We start from the raw sequence: 15953 nt of genomic DNA on the forward strand, positions 1-15953 counted from the left end.
TCCAGCGACAGCGCGCGCCAAGCAGTGTGCCGTGACGAGCGATGCATCACAATGCCTGACAGGTGCGAAGAACAAGTTGGGTCCTCATTTGCTGCGCCCTGTTGCTGGTCGCTGGCGCGGCGCAGTCGGCAACCGTGGTGCGCGTCGGGCTGTACCGCAATCCGCCCAAGGTGCTGGCTCCCAGCAATGGCGGACCGGGCGGCATCTTCGTCGACGTGCTGGAGAGCGTGGCGCGCGACGAGGGCTTCACGCTCACCTACGACGAAGGATCCTTCGACAACCAGCTGCAGCGGGTGCTCGATGGCGAGATCGACCTGATGGTCGACGTCGCGATGACCGAGCAGCGCCGCAAGGTCTTCGACCTCTCGGTGCCGGTGCTCCAGAGCTGGAACTCGGTCTACGCGCCCCAGGCCAGCGCCATCCGCCGCATCGGCGACCTGGCGGGCAAGCGGGTGGCCGCCCTGGCCGGATCGGTGCAGGAGCAGAACCTGCGCGAGGCGCTGGTGATGCTCGGCATGCAGGCGCAGGTGCTGCGGTTCGACACCTACGACCAGGCCTTCGACGCGGTCCGGCGTGGCGGCGCCGATGCCGTGGTGTCCAACCCGTTCTATGGCGGCCCGACCCACGGCGGCCTGCGCGACACCTCCATCCTGTTCGGCGACAGCACCTTCCACTTCGTGGCGAAGAAGGGCGCCAACACGGCCCTGATGCAGGCGATCGATCGCCACCTGGTGGAGATGAAGACCGACCCGCAGTCGGTCTACTTCCGGTCGTTCCAGCGACTGCAGGCAACGCAGCGCGGCGAAGTGGTGCCGCCCTGGGTGCCCTGGGCCGCGCTGTCGCTCACGGTGTTCCTGCTGCTGGCACTGGCCTGGGCCGTCGCCTACCGCCGGATCGCAACGCGGCTGCGCGAAGCCGAACGCGGGCAGCGGCGCCTGGCCGACGACCTGCGGCGCCAGAACGAGCGCCTGGAGTCCGCCAACAACGACCTGCAGGTGATCAGCTCCTCGCTGTCGCACGACCTGCGCAGCCCCGCGGCGGCCGTCGCAGCCTTCACCGGCCGGGCGCTCGAACTCACGGCGCAACGAGGCGACGCCCCCGAGGTCGCACGCCTGCTCGAACGCTCGGCCGCCGCGGCGACCCGGATCGACCGCATGCTGGCAGACCTGGCCGGGCTGCTGCGCGTGGCGGGCCAGCGCGTGCACGCGGAGGATTGCGATGTCTCGGCCATCGCCGCCGACGTCGTGCGCGATGCACGCGACGCCAATCCCGCGTACGCGCGCACCGAGGTCCGCATCGCCGCTGGCCTGCATGCCCGCGCCGATGTCCGCCTCCTGCGCCTGGCGCTGGAAAACCTGCTGGGCAATGCGATGAAGTTCTCGGCGGGCACGGCGCATCCGCTGGTGGAGGTCTGGCAGGAGGAGCAGGACCACGGCGAGACCGTCACGTTCGTGCGCGACAACGGCAGCGGCTTCGATCCGGCCTACGCCGACAAGCTGTTCCAGCCCTTTTCGCGCCTGCACACGCAGGCCGAGTTCCCCGGCACCGGCCTGGGCCTGAGCATCGCGTCCCGCATCGTGCGCATGCACCAGGGGCGCATGGGCGCGAGGTCCACCGTGGGGCAAGGCGCGGTGTTCTGGTTTTCGCTGTCGTCGCCCGGACTGGCGTCCACAAACCCCGGGCCGAACGGCTGAGCTCGTGCGCCCTCGAATCGCGCGCAGCGACCGTGGGAACCAACGCGCCACCACCGTGTCCACCCCTCATGTTCGCCGCCTTCAAGGAATTCCTGGATGAGATCGCGCCGTCCACGGGTGCACCGCGGGCGTCCGGGGCGCCATCGCTGCGGCTCGCCGCGGCCGTGCTGCTGATGGAGGTCATGCGCGCCCGCGATGGCATCTCGCCGCTCGAGCGCGAGGTGGGCGCCCAGGCGTTGCAGGAGCAGTTCGGCCTGGCGCCGGAAGAGGTCGCATCGCTGCTGCAGGTGGCCGAGCGCGAGTCGATGACGGCGTACGACTACTTCCGGTTCACCAATCCGCTCGACGAACAGCTGCCCCAGCCGCAGAAGATCGCGCTGGTCGAGGCGATGTGGCGCGTCGCCTATGCGGATGGTGACCTGCGCGCCGAAGAGAACACCGTCGTCAGCAAGGTCGCCGACCTGCTGCACGTCTCGCACGGCGAGTACATCGCCGCCAAGATGCGCGCCAAGCCGGCCGACGCGACGCGGCACTGAGGCCGGCCGCCTTCGCGCGGGCTAACGCGCCGCTTCCGGGAACGCCGGCAGCTTGCCGACGTCGCGCGGGTCGTGCTGGATGATCATCGTCGCCTTCAGGTTCTTCTGGATCTGCTTCAGGCGATTCATCGACGCCAGCGTCTCGGAGCGGTCGTAGTTGAAGCCGGGCACGCCGTCGTTGTCGTAGTTCTCGTGGAAGTGCGCCGCGTCGCCGCTGAGGAGCACCGGCCCCTTGTCCTTCAGGCGCACCAGCAGCGCCTGGTGCCCCGGCGTGTGGCCCGGCGTGCGAAGGATGGTCACCGTGCCGTCGCCGAACACGTCCTTGTCGGCGGCCTGCGGTTCCACCTTGCCGCCGCCGCTGATCCAGTGCGCGAAGCCGGGGACGTTGGCGCCCTGCATCGGCTTGGCCGCCGTGAGCGCGGCCCACTCGCGGTCGCCGATCAGGAGCGTCGCGCCCGGCACCGCGTTGAGCTGGCCGGTGTGGTCCGCGTGGAAGTGGCTGATGCCGACGTACTTCACCTGCTCCGGCTTGATGTTCAGCCTGGCCAGTTGCTCGCCCAGCGACACCGTGGGCGCACTCGGGTTGGAGCCGGGCGCATACCCCGTGTCCCACACCATGTAGTCGTCGCCATGCCGGACCACGTAGCAGCTGAACGTGAACGGCACGCGCGGGTCGCTGTACGCGAAGGTGTCGCTGAAGCGGCGCTGGTCGTTGAAGCCGTTGCCGCAGTCCAGGCGCGTCAGCGTCACCTCCGCGGCCGGCTGCGCCGACGCGGGCAGTGCGGTGAACGCGCTCGCGATCACCAGGGCGGGAAGGAACCGGCGCATCGATGTCTCCTTGTGTGGGGAATGGCGGATGGGTTGATGGAGCAGGCGGAGTTCGCCTCCTGCATCAACGCCGCCGCCTCAGCCGCTATTCCCGTGGATGCGTGCCGGCCGTCGGAAGGCCTCGTCACGCCTTCGTGGGCTTGTCCCCGAGCAGGTAGCGCGGCCCGCTCCCCAGCCTCGCCGCGCGGTCGTCCGGGTTGTACAGCGCGCACGCCTTCAGGGAGAGGCAGCCGCAGCCGATGCAGGAGTCGAGCCGGTCGCGCAGGTCAACGAGCGCCCTGATCCGCGCATCGAGCATCGGCTTCCAGCCGAGCGCCAGCCGATGCCAGTCCGCGGCTGTCGGCGTGCGTGAACCCGGCAGTGTGTCCAGCGCTGCCCGGATGTCGTCCAGCGAGAGCCCGACGGCCTGCGCGGCGCGAATGAACGCCACGCGGCGCAAGGTGCCACGCGGATAAAGGCGCTGGTTGCCCTCGCTGCGGGTGCTGGCCATCAGGCCGATCGCCTCGTAGTGGCGGATGGCGCTCGCGGCCACGCCGCTGCGTTGCGCGAGCTCGCCGATGGTCAGCCTGTCGTCGGATCGCATCGCTGCCTTGACTTCAAGTGGACTTGAAGTTTCAAGCTTAGCGCCTTCCCACCCCTGAGACCCCGATGGCCACATCGACCCTGATCCGCCTTCTCGACGAGAACCTGCGCCGCGCGCCCGAGTACGGCGCCGGGCTCTCGAACCACTTGCCGATGGCGCTGCACGCACTGCACGTGCTGGGTGCGAGCGATGCCGGCCTGGAGCGTTTCGCCGCCGCCTACATCGATCGCAAGAAGCTCCCGGTGATGTCCGCGCACGGCGCCGGCCGGACACCGTCCCTGCGCCTTGGCGACATCGGCTGCTTCGAGGCATGGCAGGCGCACTACGACGCGCGCATCGCGGCCCTGGGTCCCCGCGATGCGTTGGCCCGGGCCCTGCCCGAGTTGTGGCCCGGTGTCGCGGCGGCCGCGTTCCACGGGCCGATCCGTGTCGCCCATGCGTGGCAGCTCGGGCATCCCGGAGAGCTCGGCGCGGCCCTGGCCTACTGGGCGTCCCGATGGCAACGCATCGACGTCGAATCGGCATCGACGCAGGATCTGGAGCTCGCCGATTGGCTGGCCGCGGCCGAGGCAGCTGCACGGTCCTGGCGCGCCGATGGCCGCCTGATCTCCGAGCGCATGGATCGGGCCAGCCGCACGCCGGAATTCCGCGCGTTCGCGGGTGGGCTTCGACCTTGCGCGAACGCGCTCCCGCACGCAGCCCGGTGGGCTGCGTGTCTGTATGCCGACACCGGCGACTTCACGGTGCTGCACGTCGTGACCGGCTCGCGCGCCGTGCTGCAGCTGTCCGCGTTGTCCGCGCCGCCGCCGCAGATCTGGCACGCATGGGCCGCGGCGATCATGGCCAGCGCCATCGGCGAGCGGCAGCGCGTCGAGGCGACCAGCTGCTCGTGGAAGGAGGTGGTGGGCGCCGCGCGATCGTCGCTGGACGACCACGTGGTGAAGCTCGTGCATGCCTGCCACGAGCTCTCGGCTGACCATGGCGACGATGAGTTCCTCGCCGCCGCGTGCCGCGCCGTGGCGCAGGGCGCGCCGTGACCCATACTGGCAGCAGGACACCGACCGGAGCCGCCATGAAGCGCCACCTTCTCACCGCCGCGATCCTCCTCATCGCCGTCGCGCTCTATGCCTTCGGCTTCAGCAGCGGGACCACGGTGCTGGTCGCGGCCGGCGTCGTGTGCGAAGCGTGGTTCTGGGCGCGGGCCCTGGGGTTCACGCGCCGGCGTGAGCGCTCGCCCTCGCCTTAGCCGCTCTGAATGCACGCGGGGCGCCGTTCTCTCCCCCGTCTCCTTGCACGCGCTCGCTGTCCCGAGCACTGAACTCCTGCCTGCAACGTCGACCCCGGCCGGCGCGCCGCTGGTACGCGCTGCGCAGCCGCCGGTCGAATGACCGGTATGCGGCGCGTTGGCATGCCAACGGAAGGCATCTACCTTTCGTTACATTGCTCATCCGTAGTAACCCTGCCCTCGCATCCAGGGCGTTTCAAGGAAGTCCCATGCGCCAGTTCATCCGCGCCGGCCTCGTCGCCGCGGCCCTCATGTCCACGTTCGGGGCCTTGCACGCCCAGCTGCTGATCGGCCAGACCGCCGGCTTCTCGGGTCCGGTGGCCGCCGGCGTGAAGGAAACCACCGACGGCGCCAAGCTCTGGATCAATGCCGTCAACGCGCGCGGCGGGGTCAACGGCCAGAAGATCGAGCTGGTCTCGATGGACGACAGGTTCGAGCCCAAGCTGGCGGCCGAGAATGCGAAGAAACTGGTCGAGGAACGCAACGTGCTCGCGCTGTTCCTCACCCGCGGCACGCCGCACAACGAGGCCATCGTGCCGGTGCTCGACGCAGGCAACGTGCCGCTGGTGGCGCCCTCGACCGGTTCGATGACGCTGCACCAGCCGATCAACCGCCACATCTTCAACGTGCGCTCGACCTACCAGCGCGAGGCCGAGAAGGCGCTGGACCACCTCGTCGCGCTGGGCATCCACCGCATCGCGGTGATCGCCGCCGACGACTCGTTCGGCCTCGACGTGCAGAAGGGCCTCGCGCGCGGCTTCAAGCGCGCCAACCTCAAGCCGGTGGTGGACATGACGGCCGATCGCGCGAAGCCCGACTTCGCCAGGATCGTCCCCGCGATCATCGGCGCCGACGCGCAGGCGGTGATGTGGATCGGCTCCGGCAGCAGCGTCGCCGACGGCGTGAAGGCGCTGCGCAACGCGGGCTCCGCGGCCCAGGTGGTCACGCTGTCGAACAATGCGTCCAGCGGCTTCATCAAGAGCCTGGGCGACGCCTCGCGCGGCATGATCGTCACGCAGGTTTTCCCCAACGAACGCTCGGCGGCCTCCGTGTTCGTGCGCGAGGCGATGGACCTGGCCAAGGCGGCCGGCATCGAGACGGTGTCGCCCGCGATGCTGGAAGGCTTCGCCGGCGCCAAGGTGCTGGTCGAGGGACTGCGCCGCGCCGGCCGCAACCCCACGCGCGCCAGCCTGCAGGCCGCGCTGGAGAGCATCCAGAAGCTGGACCTCGGCGGCCTGGACGTGACCTACTCCTCGGGCGACCACACCGGCCTGGAATACGCCGAGCTGTCCATCGTCGGCGCCGACGGCCAGTTCCACCGCTGACGCGGGCCAGTGGCGCGGCCGCGTCGGGCGAGCCGCGCTACGACGACACCGCGTCGCGCTGCACGCGCGGCGTGGCGCCGAACTGCCGGAACACCCACGCGCAGCAGATCGGCGCGGCCACCAGGCCGGGCAGCCCGAACAGGGCCTCCAGCACCAGCATGGAGGCCAGCAGCACCGGCGGTGGCACCGCGGTGCGGCCGGCCACGAAGTGCGCGTTCAGCACGTATTCGAGCTTGTGGATCCCGAGCAGGAACGCCAGCGCCGCGATCGCGACCGCCGGTGAGACGGTGAGCGCCACGATCAGGATCGCGCCGTTCGACAGCAGGTTGCCCACGATGGGCACGAGCCCCGCGACGAAGGTCAGGGCCACCAGCGGCGTGGCCAGCGGCATGTGGACGCCCGCGAGCGGAAGCGCGACGAGCAGGAAGACCGCGGTGAGCGCCGCGTTCGCGGCGGCGATGCGCAGCTGCGCGGCCACGATGTCGGCGAACGCGGCCGCGAGGTTCGCGAGGCCCGCCGCGGTCGCGGTCACCCAGCCTGCGCTGCCCGTTGGCAGGCGGTCCAGCGTGCTGAGCAGGCCGATGGTGAAGCCGATGAAGACATGCGCCGTCACGCGCAGCGCCGACTGGCCCCACAGGCGCACGTCCTGCGCGTTGGCGCGCAACCACCCGACCACGAGCTGCTGCGCCTGGCCGATCGAGTCCGGCAGGCGCGATGCCAGCCAGGCGGGCACGGCGGCGCGGATCTTCTCGAGCAGGTCGGCCAGGCGCTCCAGCAGGCCCGGCAGGCCGCCCTGCATCCCCCAGTTCTCCTCCAGGATCGCCACCGCACCGCCCACGATCAGCGCCAGCAGGACGATCGTGGCCAGCACGCCGAGCGCACGCGCCCTGCGCTCCCGCATCCGCAGGCGAAGGCGCCCCACCAGCCAGGACGACAGGCCATAGGCCACCAGCGCACTCAGCAGCGCGCTGAAGAGATGCGCCCACAGCAGCAGCAGCAGGCCGGCCGCGATGGCGATCCCCGCCGCCTTGGTCGAGCGGCCCTCCGATGGAGGGCGAGGGGCATCGGGATCGCGGGAATTCATCGCGAGCATTGGAGCTTGCGCTCAGTGCGCCGGCGCCTGCGTCAGCCGGTAGATCAGCAAGGCTGCACGGATGGCACCGCGTTCGATGGACGCGATCTCCAGGTCCTCGTCGTCGGTGTGCGAACCGCGCCCCTGCGCCCCCAGGCCATCGATGCCGACGGTGTAGGGCGCGACGAACTGCACGTCGCCCGCGCCGCGCAGCGAGGGATCGAGGATGTCGATGCGGCCCAGCCCCGCGTCCTGGCTGGCCTTCGAGTAGAGCCCGGCCAGCTGGCGGCCGGCATCGGTCGGCGGCATCGGCGGGTAGTTCTCGTTGAAGCTGATCGTCGCCGACGTCCCGGGCAGGTTGCCGGTGGAGACGATCGCCTGCATCTTCTGGCGCGCGCGCTCGCCCTGCTCGGGCGAGAGGTAGCGCAGGTCGCCCAGCACCTGCGCGTCGCGCGCGATGACGTTGGACTTGCCGAAGGCGCTGGCCGTCGCCGTGCCCTCGTTGTACGAGACGTTGGTGCCGCCGAACACCAGGCCCGGGTTGAACGTGAGGCTCGGTTCGATCACCTGCTCGCGGAACGCGTTGAGGATGCGCGCCGTCTCGTAGATCGCGCCGTAGCCCGACTGCTGCGAGAACACGCCCATCGAATGCGCCGGCTTGCCCTTGACGGTGAGCTCCCAGCCGCCCGAGGAGCGGCGCGCGATGCTGGCGGTGTCCACGCCGTCGTGCTTGTTGCTGCCCTCGAACGACAGTGCGTAGTCGGCGCGCTTGCCCATGGCCACCATGTCCGCCCGCGCCACCTGCAGCGGCTTGCCGCCTCGCTCCTCGTCGCCGGTGAACATGATCTCGACGTTGGTCTTGTCCAGCGCGCCCACGCTCTTCAGCGCGCGCAGCGCCTCGATCATGATGACGTCGCCGCCCTTCATGTCGTTCACGCCCTGGCCGCGCACGCGGTCGCCCTGGCGCTGCCACAGCGGCACCGAGCTGCCCTTCTCGAACACGGTGTCCAGATGGCCCAGCAGCAGCAGGTGCTTGCCCTGGCCGCCCTCGTGCGTGGCGACCAGGTGGCCCGCACGCTTCATCTCGGGCGGCATGTCGATCCAGCGCGTCCTGAAGCCCAGCGCGTCCAGTTCGCTGCGGTAGATCTCGCCGACGGCGCGAACGCCCTCCGGGTTCAAGGTCCCGCTGTTGATGCGCACGGATTTCTCCAGCAGTTCCAGCGCGGCCGGCGTGCGCTGCTTCACGGCGGCGACGATGCGCTGCTCCGTGTCCGTGAGCTGGGCCTGTGCGGCACCGGCAAGGAGGAAGACGGCTGCGGCAGCGGTGATTCTCTTGAGCATCGGATGAGGTCCTGTGTGGCTGAAGGGTGGGCCATTCTCGCCGTTACAGCTGCGATGCGGCGGATGCTTGATGACACACGCGCGCGCCGCCGACGCTGCCAGCATGGCCCGCCTCGATGTCGCCACTGGAGGGCACCGGATGCAGATCGGATTCGTCGGGCTGGGCGCAATGGGTAGCGCCATGGCCGGCCGCTTGCTCGCCGCGGGCCACGCGGTGCATGTCTTCAACCGCACGGCGCAACGCGCCGAGTCCCTTCGCGCGCAGGGCGCCTCCGTTGCCGCGACACCCGCCGAAGCCACGGCGCAGGCGCAGGTCGTCGTCACCATGGTCTCGGACGATGCCGCGCTCGGGCAGGTCACGTTCGGCAAGGACGGGATCGCGTCGGCGCTGCGCGACGACGCCGTGCATGTGGGGATGAGCACCATCGGCGTGGATGCCGCCCGGCAGGTCGCCTCGCGCCATCGTGCGCAGCGGCAGCGCTACGTCTCGGTGCCCGTGTTCGGGCGGCCCGATGCGGCCGCGCAAGGCAAGCTGTTCCTCATGGCGGCCGGTGCCGACGCGGACCTGCAGGCGGTGTCGCCGCTGCTCGGGCAGCTGGGCCAGTCCACGCACACCATCGGCCCCGAGCCCTGGCAGGCGAATCTCGTGAAGCTGCTCGGCAACTTCATGCTGATGTCCATGGTCGAGACGCTGGCGGAGACGGCCGTGGTGGCCGACAAGGCCGGCATCGAGCCGGCGCGCGTGGTGGAGGCGCTCACGGGCACGCTGTTCAATGCGCCGCCGTACCGCAACTACGGTGCCTCGATCGCCGCGCAGCGCTTCCGTCCCGCGGGATTCGGGCTGCCGCTGGCGCAGAAGGACAACCGGCTGCTGCTGGCTGCCGCCGATGCGCTCGGTGTTCCCCTGCCGGTGGCCAGCCTGCTGCACGACAGGTTCCTCGGCGTGCGCGCACGCGGCATCGGCGAGGGCCATGACCTGTCGGCCCTCGCGGTCGGTGCGCTGGCCGACGCCGGCCTGCGGTGGAAGGACGGCTGAGGCGGACAGGCGTCAGCGCGGTCCGCGCATCTCGACGGCCGTGAAGCTCACCTCGGTGTAGACGCTGCGGCCGGGGCGCTGCGCGCGCAGCTGGCCGATCTCCGCCTCCAGCTCCGCCACGCGGCGGATGTAGCCGGCCAGCAGGCCGGTGGAGAACAGGTCGAGGTCGAAGTCGCGCTGCAGGCGCACGGCCTCGCGCAGGGCCAGCGCCGAGCGCAGGTCGATGCGCCCGGGCGCGAGCAGCTCGTCGTCCATCAGCTCGCGCACGTCCCGTTCGGGCAGTCCGGCCACGCGCGCGAAGTCGGGAATGGACATCACGCTCGTCTCTTCGGGGCACAAGTGCTCCGTCGTACTGCTCATGGCCGGCTCTCCTTGTTCTTGCGGGGCTCGAAACGGCTCTCCTTCGCGAGCGCCTCGAACAGCTCGCGCTCGCGGGCCGTCAGCGTCCCTGGAATGTCGATGTGCACCACGGCGTAAAGGTTCCCGCGCTGCGCGCCGCTGCCCAGCCCCCGTCCACGCAGCCTCAGCTTCTGCGCCGAGTGCGTGCCGGCCGGCACGGTGAGCAGCACGTCGCCGTCGAGCGTGGAGACGTGCACCTCTGCGCCGAGCGCGGCCTCCCAGGGCGCGAGCGCCAGGTCGAAGTAGAGGTCCTTGCCGTCGACGCGGTAGCGCGGATGGGGCTGCAGCTCCAGGTGCACGTAGATGTCGCCCGCCGGGCCGCCGTTGCGCCCTGCGCCACCCTGCCCGCGCAGCCTCAGCTTCTGGCCCGCGGTGACGCCGGCGGGCACCGTGACATGCAAGGTCTGCGGTCCCTCGGGCCTCTGCAACTGCAACTCCAGCGTGGTGCCGCGGTGCGCGTCCTCGATGCTGATCTGGGCGCCGATGTCGAAGTCCTGCCCCGGTCGCGGCCGGGGCTGGCGCGCATGCCCACCACGCCCGCGCGCCAGTGCATCGAGCAGGTCGGCGAGATCGACGTCCCCGAGATCGACACCGCCCATGCCCTGCCCGAAATTGCCAGCACCGAAATGCTCGCGCCAGTCGCGCGGCGCGGTGAACTCCTCGCCGGCCGGGCGCTGGCCCAGCGCGTCATAGGCTGCCCGCTTCTCCGGATCCTTGAGCGTCTCGTAGGCTTCGCCGACTTCCTTGAAGCGCTCCTCGGCGCCCGACTCCTTCGAGACGTCGGGGTGGTACTTGCGCGCGAGCTTCCGATAGGCCTTGCGGATCGTGTCCGCATCGGCGTCGCGCGGCACCGCGAGGGTGGCGTAGTAGTCCTTGAACTTCATGGCGGCGTGCAAGGGTGTGTTGCGCCATCGTACGGGACCCGGCGCGCACGGCGGCCATCGGTGTAACAGGCGTGCCGCGTGGGTCAGCGCCGGGTCAGGCGGGACACAGGGACACTGGATGCGAGGTAAATAAAGCTGAACGGGTCCGCTGATGTCGCCGTGGATCGTTGAAGGAGCATCGCAACCCTGCGATGCCACACTGAAGGAGTTTTCGATGTCGTTCACCCGCACCCTGATCGCCGCTGCCGCCGTGCTGGCCGCCGGCGCCCCGTTCGCGCAGGCCGCCACGCCGGCCGATGCGAGCGCGCAGGTGACCCAGCGCCAGGCCAACCAGCAGCAACGTGTCGAGAACGGGCTGAAGGACGGCTCGCTCACCGTCAAGGAAGCGGGCCGCATCGAGCGCGGCCAGGCGGCGCTCGACCGCACCATCGCCCGCGACTCGGCCAACGGCATCTCGCCGAAGGAGCAGGCGCAGATCAACAGGCGCGAAAACGCGCTCAGCCGCGAGATCGCGAAGGACACGCACAACGCGGCGAAGGGCAACCCGTCCAGTGCGAGCAACCAGCGGCTGCAGGCCGACGTGCAGCGCAATGCCAACCAGGACCAGCGCATCGCCAACGGCGTGAAGTCGGGCCAGCTGACCAACAGGGACGTCGCGGCGCTCGAGCGCGACCAGGCGCGCGTCGACGGCAAGGAAGCGCGTGCCGCCCGCAACGGCAAGGTGGGCGCAGGGGAACAGGCCCGCGTGCAGCGCGCGGAAAACCGGCAGAACCGCCGCATCCGCAACGAGAAGCACGCCGGCTGAGCCGGGGCCACGCACTGCGCAACATGACGGCCGCCATCGCCCTCAACCGCTTCGGCCTCGGTGCGCGGCCCGATGAAGCCGCGCCCGCCGATCCGCAGGGCTGGTTGCTGCAGCAGCTGGAGCGCTGGGAGCCGCTGCCGCCGGCGTGGGCCGCGCAACCGCGCAGCGCCATGGTCGTCACCGATCTCGTCGACGAGCAACGCGCGGCGCGGCAGCAGTCCGACCCGCAGGCGCGGCAGGCCGCGCAGCAGGCGTACCGCCGCGCCGCGCGTGACCGCTACGTCAGCGCGGTGGGCGCGCGCGTGCAGAGCGCGCTCGACACGGCCACGCCTTTCGTCGAGCGCCTGGTGCATTTCTGGTCCAACCACTTCGCGGTGTCGGTCGACAAGGTCGCGGTGGTCGGCCTGGCCGGGGCCTTCGAAGCCGACGCGATCCGCCCGCACGTGCTGGGCCGCTTCGAGGACCTGCTGCTCGCGGTGGTCCGCCATCCGGCGATGCTGCTGTTCCTGGACCAGGCGCAATCGGTCGGCCCCGACAGCATGGCCGGCCGCCGCAGCGCATTGCGTGCGGATGGTCGCGCACGCGGCCTCAACGAGAACCTCGCACGTGAGATCCTGGAGCTGCACACGCTGGGTGTTCGCAGCGGCTACACGCAGGCGGACGTCACGGAGTTCGCGCGCGCCCTCACCGGCTGGAGCGTCGTCGGTGCCAACGATCCGCCCGCCACAGTTCCGGGACTGCATGGCTATGCATGGCGGCCACAGATCCACGAGCCCGGCACGCGCACGGTGCTGCAGCGCGCCTATCCGCAAGCAGGCGAGCAGCAGGCCTTCGCGATCCTGCATGACCTCGCCACCGCGCCGGCGACGGCAACGCACATCGCCACCAAGCTCGCCCGCCACTTCGTCGCCGACGATCCGCCGGCGGCGCTCGTGCAACGTCTGGCGGACTCCTTCCTGCGCACGGGCGGCGACCTGGCCGCGGTCGCGCGCACGCTGGTCACCAGCCGCGAGGCCTGGCAGCCCGGCACCCCCAAGTTCAAGACGCCGTGGGACTGGGCCGTGTCCACCTTGCGCGGACTGGGCCGCCGGGAGCTGCCGCCGATGCAGGCGGCGAACCTGTTGAACCAGCTTGGGCAGCCCGTGTGGAGGCCAGGGTCGCCGGCCGGCTGGGACGACATCGCGGCCAGCTGGGCCGCGCCCGACGCGCTGGTGCGCCGTGTCGAAGTCGCGCAGCGCGTCGCGTCGCAGGCCGGCGATGCGGTCGACGCCCGCCAGCTCGCGCGACGGCTGCTGCCGGATGGCGTGTCCGAGTCCACCGCGACGCAGCTTGCGCGTGCCGACAGCGCGGGCAGTGCGCTCGCGCTCCTGCTGGTCAGTCCCGAGTTCCTGCGGAGATGAACATGCTGTCCCGCCGCCATCTTCTCGTCGCCGGTGCGAGCCCCGTCCTCGCCGCGTTTGCGCCGCGCGTGGTGTTCGCGCAGGCCGCCACCGAGCGCCGCTTCGTGTTCATCATCCAGCGCGGCGCCGCCGACGGTCTCTCCACCGTCGTGCCGTATGCCGATCCTGCGTATGCGTCGCTGCGCGGCCCGATCGCGATGGATCCGTCGAATGCGCTCAAGCTCGATGGCCTGTTCGCGCTGCATCCGGCGCTACAGGCGCTCGGCGCGATGCACCAGCGCGGCGAGGCGCTGTTCGTGCATGCGGTCGCCTCGCCGTACCGCGACCGGTCGCACTTCGATGCGCAGAACGTGCTGGAGAGCGGGGGCACGCAGCCCTACCAGCTGCAGGACGGCTGGATGAATCGCCTGCTGCGGCTGCTGCCGCGCCGGCCGCACCAGGCGCTCGCCTTCGCGCCCACGGTGCCGCTCGCGTTGCGTGGCGCGGCCGACGTGTCGTCGTATGCGCCGTCGGCCCTGCCGTCCGCCAGCGACGACCTGCTGCAGCGGGTGCAGCAGTTGTACGCCGGCGATGCGCAACTGCACGCGCTCTGGTCGGCGGCGATGGACGCACGCGGCATGGCCGGTGGCGTCGACGGACGCAATCGCCAGGACCCGGCCGAACTCGGTCGCACCGTGGCCACGTTCCTGGCCGCGGCCGAGGGCCCGCGCCTCGCGATGATCGAAACTGGCGGCTGGGACACGCACAGCGCGCAGGTGCCGCGGCTGCAGGCCCAACTCACCGCGCTGGACCGGCTGCTCGAGGCGATGCACACCGGCCTCGGCGATGCATGGCGCCAGACCGTCGTGCTCGTGGCAACCGAGTTCGGCCGCACCGCAGCCGCCAACGGTACCGGCGGCACCGACCATGGCACCGGATCGGTGGCGATGCTGGCCGGCGGCGCCGTGCACGGTGGACGCGTGCTGGCCGACTGGCCGGGCCTCGCGCCCTCCTCGCTCTACCAGGGCCGCGACCTGCAGCCGACCACGTCACTCGCAACGCTGATCGCGCAGGCAGGTGCCGAGACATTCGGCCTCGATGCGCAGCGTGCGCATGCAATGCTGTTTCCCTCGGCGCCTCGCGCGAAGGAACTGCCGCGGCTGCTGCGGACTTGAGCCGCAGCCGGCGGCGCCAGCGCGCCGCCGACTGCTGCGTGCATCAGGACTTGTTGGCGGGAGCCGGAGCAGCCTGCTGCGTCGGCTGTTGCTGCTGCGGCTGTTGCTGCGTCTGCTGGGCCTGCTGTGCCTCTTCCTTCTTCTTGGCACTGTGGTGGCCGATCGCACAGCCGGCGGCGGCACCGACCCCGCCGTGCTTGCCGGCGACGTGCCCGGCCACGCCACCGACGGCGGCGCCCTTCAGGCAGCCCTTGGCCTGGGCCAGGGGAGAAGCAGCGATGAGGGCCAGCATCGAGGCGGCGACGAGGTACTTGCGCATGGGATCACTCCAGGTTGTTCGATGCGTGCATCGTGACCCGCCTGCATCGCGCTGCCTGTGCGTGGGCGGCGGCGATCCGGGTAGGAACGCGGGGGTCGGCGACAAAGCAATCAGCCGACTTCGGCTGACTGGAAGCCGACTTGCGCGACGCGTTCCGCTTGAGTTGCGCAACGCAGCTCCACAAGGAACGCACCCGCACCGCCGGCTCTCGCTGACCTTGACAGCCGCATCCCCCGGCAGACAAATAGGCGAACGCATGGGGTACATCGCCGCCGTCACTCCGTCGTCGCGATGGGGGACGGCGATGCCCGTTGCCAGCGGAGGTCCGTCTTGCGGCACGCCACGCACTCCTTGGGGTCCCTCCTGCTGTGGATCGCGGGGCTGCTTGCCTCGTCGCTGGCCTGCGCGCAGCCGGCCACCATCGTCGGCATCCTCGAGGGCAACGCGACGCTGATCCGGCAGACGACGCGCTATGCGCTCGCCGAGGGCATGGCGCTGAACGACCAGGACATCATCGAGACCGCGCCCGGCGCCTTCGCGCAGATCGAACTGCCGGGCGGCGTGCTGGTGGGCCTGGGCGAATCCACGCGGCTGATGCTGCGGCCGCATCTCGCGAAGGGCCGCGCGGCGATCCCGCTCTACCTGCTGCAGGGCTGGCTCAAGACCAGCAGCCCCGGCGCGTTCGGCTACACCAGCCCCGCCTTGGAGATCGCGACGCAGGCGGCCACCAGCGTGGTGCACCTCGCGGGCGCGCAGTACGAGGTGTTCCTCGAGAGCGGCACCGCGAAGCTCGCGCCGCGGGAAGGCGGCCAGGGCGCGCTGCAGCTGGCCGGCGGCGATTTCGTGCAGCGCCGTGAAGGGACCATGCCCCAGACCGCACGGCGCGCCGGGCCCGAGTTCCTGGCGAAGCTGCCGCGCCAGTTCCGCGACCGGCTGCCCGCACGCGCGGAGCAGCTGGCGCGGCGCAACGTGACTCCCAAGCCGCTCGGCGAGATCGCGTACGCCGACGTCGCGCCGTGGCTGCGCACCGAGCCGGCGATCCGCCTGCCGCTGCTGCCGCTGTGGCGCGGGCGTGCGTCGGACCTGACGTTCCGCGCCGCCGCCAAGGCCGACCTGGCGCAGCACCCCGAATGGGAGCCGTACGCGGACCCCGAAGGTTACGCACGCAAGCTGGCCATCGAGGCCGAACGCCGCCGCGCCCGCGAGGCAGCGCGGCAGGCGGCGAAGGCCGAGGCCGCCGCCCGCGCTGCCTCGGCCGCAAAAAGCGCCACCGTGACCAGACAACCGTGAAC

At 71.0% G+C, this 15953-nt stretch carries 17 protein-coding genes; 10 read left to right on the forward strand and 7 right to left on the reverse strand.

Annotated elements, in window-relative coordinates; genetic code table 11:
• The first annotated feature begins 62 nt into the window (after window positions 1–62).
• Complete coding sequence (locus ACPWT1_RS22610) at window positions 63–1694, forward strand: sensor histidine kinase (RefSeq protein WP_427913374.1); 1632 nt, start codon at window positions 63–65, stop codon at window positions 1692–1694.
• A gap of 68 nt (window positions 1695–1762) precedes the next feature.
• Window positions 1763–2230 carry a TerB family tellurite resistance protein gene (locus ACPWT1_RS22615; protein ID WP_427913375.1) on the forward strand — a complete coding sequence of 156 codons (468 nt, stop codon included), beginning with the start codon at window positions 1763–1765 and terminating at the stop codon, window positions 2228–2230.
• 21 nt (window positions 2231–2251) lie between these two features.
• On the opposite strand, the gene ACPWT1_RS22620 is transcribed toward ACPWT1_RS22615, so the two are convergent.
• Together ACPWT1_RS22620 and soxR are read right to left on the reverse strand one after the other, a co-directional pair.
• Window positions 2252–3058 (reverse strand): N-acyl homoserine lactonase family protein, encoded by an 807-nt coding sequence (locus ACPWT1_RS22620; protein WP_427913376.1) that lies wholly within the window; start codon window positions 3056–3058, stop codon window positions 2252–2254.
• Between the two features lie 124 nt (window positions 3059–3182).
• On the reverse strand, window positions 3183–3641 hold the full coding sequence (gene soxR, locus ACPWT1_RS22625; protein WP_427913377.1) for a redox-sensitive transcriptional activator SoxR: 459 nt from the start codon (window positions 3639–3641) through the stop codon (window positions 3183–3185).
• Window positions 3642–3706: 65 nt separating this feature from the next.
• On the opposite strand from soxR, the gene ACPWT1_RS22630 reads away from it, so the two are divergent.
• From ACPWT1_RS22630 to ACPWT1_RS22640, 3 genes are all read left to right on the forward strand, one after another.
• The gene (locus tag ACPWT1_RS22630; RefSeq protein ID WP_427913378.1) at window positions 3707–4678 is read left to right on the forward strand and encodes a questin oxidase family protein; all 972 of its coding nucleotides are present in this window, start codon (window positions 3707–3709) and stop codon (window positions 4676–4678) included.
• A gap of 35 nt (window positions 4679–4713) precedes the next feature.
• Complete coding sequence (locus tag ACPWT1_RS22635; protein WP_427913379.1) at window positions 4714–4887, forward strand: hypothetical protein; 174 nt, start codon at window positions 4714–4716, stop codon at window positions 4885–4887.
• Between the two features lie 248 nt (window positions 4888–5135).
• A complete protein-coding gene (locus tag ACPWT1_RS22640; protein ID WP_427913380.1) occupies window positions 5136–6251 on the forward strand; it encodes an ABC transporter substrate-binding protein in 1116 nt (371 codons plus the stop codon).
• Window positions 6252–6288: 37 nt separating this feature from the next.
• Here ACPWT1_RS22640 and ACPWT1_RS22645 read toward each other — a convergent pair whose 3' ends face one another.
• Entirely contained in the window at window positions 6289–7335 is a 1047-nt protein-coding gene (locus ACPWT1_RS22645) for an AI-2E family transporter (protein WP_427913381.1), read from the reverse strand.
• A gap of 21 nt (window positions 7336–7356) precedes the next feature.
• Window positions 7357–8664, reverse strand: coding sequence for a M20/M25/M40 family metallo-hydrolase (locus ACPWT1_RS22650; RefSeq protein WP_427913382.1), 1308 nt, complete (start codon window positions 8662–8664; stop codon window positions 7357–7359).
• A 103-nt stretch (window positions 8665–8767) separates the two neighbouring features.
• Between ACPWT1_RS22650 and ACPWT1_RS22655 the strand changes: the two genes are divergently transcribed.
• Window positions 8768–9700, forward strand: coding sequence for an NAD(P)-dependent oxidoreductase (locus ACPWT1_RS22655; RefSeq protein WP_427913383.1), 933 nt, complete (start codon window positions 8768–8770; stop codon window positions 9698–9700).
• Window positions 9701–9712: 12 nt separating this feature from the next.
• Here the strand turns inward: ACPWT1_RS22655 and ACPWT1_RS22660 are convergent, their stop codons facing one another.
• Both ACPWT1_RS22660 and ACPWT1_RS22665 read right to left on the reverse strand, forming a co-directional pair.
• Window positions 9713–10060, reverse strand: a complete 348-nt coding sequence (locus ACPWT1_RS22660; protein WP_427913384.1) for a hypothetical protein — start codon at window positions 10058–10060, stop codon at window positions 9713–9715.
• Entirely contained in the window at window positions 10057–10983 is a 927-nt protein-coding gene (locus tag ACPWT1_RS22665) for a DnaJ C-terminal domain-containing protein (RefSeq protein WP_427913385.1), read from the reverse strand. The genes ACPWT1_RS22660 and ACPWT1_RS22665 overlap by 4 nt, the downstream gene beginning before the upstream one ends.
• Before the next feature lie 214 nt (window positions 10984–11197).
• Here ACPWT1_RS22665 and ACPWT1_RS22670 point away from each other — a divergent pair, with 214 nt between their 5' ends.
• Genes ACPWT1_RS22670 through ACPWT1_RS22680 form a run of 3 tightly spaced genes read left to right on the forward strand, consistent with a single transcriptional unit; the run spans window position 11198 to window position 14342 of the window.
• Window positions 11198–11788 carry a hypothetical protein gene (locus ACPWT1_RS22670; RefSeq protein ID WP_427913386.1) on the forward strand — a complete coding sequence of 197 codons (591 nt, stop codon included), beginning with the start codon at window positions 11198–11200 and terminating at the stop codon, window positions 11786–11788.
• A 23-nt stretch (window positions 11789–11811) separates the two neighbouring features.
• Complete coding sequence (locus tag ACPWT1_RS22675; protein ID WP_427913387.1) at window positions 11812–13188, forward strand: DUF1800 domain-containing protein; 1377 nt, start codon at window positions 11812–11814, stop codon at window positions 13186–13188.
• Window positions 13189–13190: 2 nt separating this feature from the next.
• Window positions 13191–14342, forward strand: a complete 1152-nt coding sequence (locus tag ACPWT1_RS22680; protein WP_427913388.1) for a DUF1501 domain-containing protein — start codon at window positions 13191–13193, stop codon at window positions 14340–14342.
• A 43-nt stretch (window positions 14343–14385) separates the two neighbouring features.
• Here the strand turns inward: ACPWT1_RS22680 and ACPWT1_RS22685 are convergent, their stop codons facing one another.
• Window positions 14386–14661, reverse strand: a complete 276-nt coding sequence (locus ACPWT1_RS22685) for a hypothetical protein (RefSeq protein WP_427913389.1) — start codon at window positions 14659–14661, stop codon at window positions 14386–14388.
• Window positions 14662–15012: 351 nt separating this feature from the next.
• On the opposite strand from ACPWT1_RS22685, the gene ACPWT1_RS22690 reads away from it, so the two are divergent.
• A complete protein-coding gene (locus ACPWT1_RS22690) occupies window positions 15013–15951 on the forward strand; it encodes a hypothetical protein (protein WP_427913390.1) in 939 nt (312 codons plus the stop codon).
• Window positions 15952–15953 lie beyond the last annotated feature (2 nt).

The sequence above is a fragment of the Ramlibacter sp. MMS24-I3-19 genome (assembly GCF_050320135.1).
Classification (GTDB): Bacteria; Pseudomonadota; Gammaproteobacteria; order Burkholderiales; family Burkholderiaceae_C; genus Ramlibacter.

Coding starts and splice junctions, on each gene's coding strand:
- ACPWT1_RS22620 (WP_427913376.1), bottom strand. CDS start 3,058: ATGCGCCGGTTCCTTCCCGCCCTGGTGATCGCGAGCGCGTTCACCGCA.
- ACPWT1_RS22645 (WP_427913381.1), bottom strand. CDS start 7,335: ATGAATTCCCGCGATCCCGATGCCCCTCGCCCTCCATCGGAGGGCCGC.
- ACPWT1_RS22650 (WP_427913382.1), bottom strand. CDS start 8,664: ATGCTCAAGAGAATCACCGCTGCCGCAGCCGTCTTCCTCCTTGCCGGT.
- soxR (WP_427913377.1), bottom strand. CDS start 3,641: ATGCGATCCGACGACAGGCTGACCATCGGCGAGCTCGCGCAACGCAGC.
- ACPWT1_RS22670 (WP_427913386.1), top strand. CDS start 11,198: ATGTCGTTCACCCGCACCCTGATCGCCGCTGCCGCCGTGCTGGCCGCC.
- ACPWT1_RS22635 (WP_427913379.1), top strand. CDS start 4,714: ATGAAGCGCCACCTTCTCACCGCCGCGATCCTCCTCATCGCCGTCGCG.
- ACPWT1_RS22615 (WP_427913375.1), top strand. CDS start 1,763: ATGTTCGCCGCCTTCAAGGAATTCCTGGATGAGATCGCGCCGTCCACG.
- ACPWT1_RS22640 (WP_427913380.1), top strand. CDS start 5,136: ATGCGCCAGTTCATCCGCGCCGGCCTCGTCGCCGCGGCCCTCATGTCC.
- ACPWT1_RS22680 (WP_427913388.1), top strand. CDS start 13,191: ATGCTGTCCCGCCGCCATCTTCTCGTCGCCGGTGCGAGCCCCGTCCTC.
- ACPWT1_RS22630 (WP_427913378.1), top strand. CDS start 3,707: ATGGCCACATCGACCCTGATCCGCCTTCTCGACGAGAACCTGCGCCGC.
- ACPWT1_RS22660 (WP_427913384.1), bottom strand. CDS start 10,060: ATGAGCAGTACGACGGAGCACTTGTGCCCCGAAGAGACGAGCGTGATG.
- ACPWT1_RS22685 (WP_427913389.1), bottom strand. CDS start 14,661: ATGCGCAAGTACCTCGTCGCCGCCTCGATGCTGGCCCTCATCGCTGCT.
- ACPWT1_RS22675 (WP_427913387.1), top strand. CDS start 11,812: ATGACGGCCGCCATCGCCCTCAACCGCTTCGGCCTCGGTGCGCGGCCC.
- ACPWT1_RS22655 (WP_427913383.1), top strand. CDS start 8,768: ATGGCCCGCCTCGATGTCGCCACTGGAGGGCACCGGATGCAGATCGGA.
- ACPWT1_RS22665 (WP_427913385.1), bottom strand. CDS start 10,983: ATGAAGTTCAAGGACTACTACGCCACCCTCGCGGTGCCGCGCGACGCC.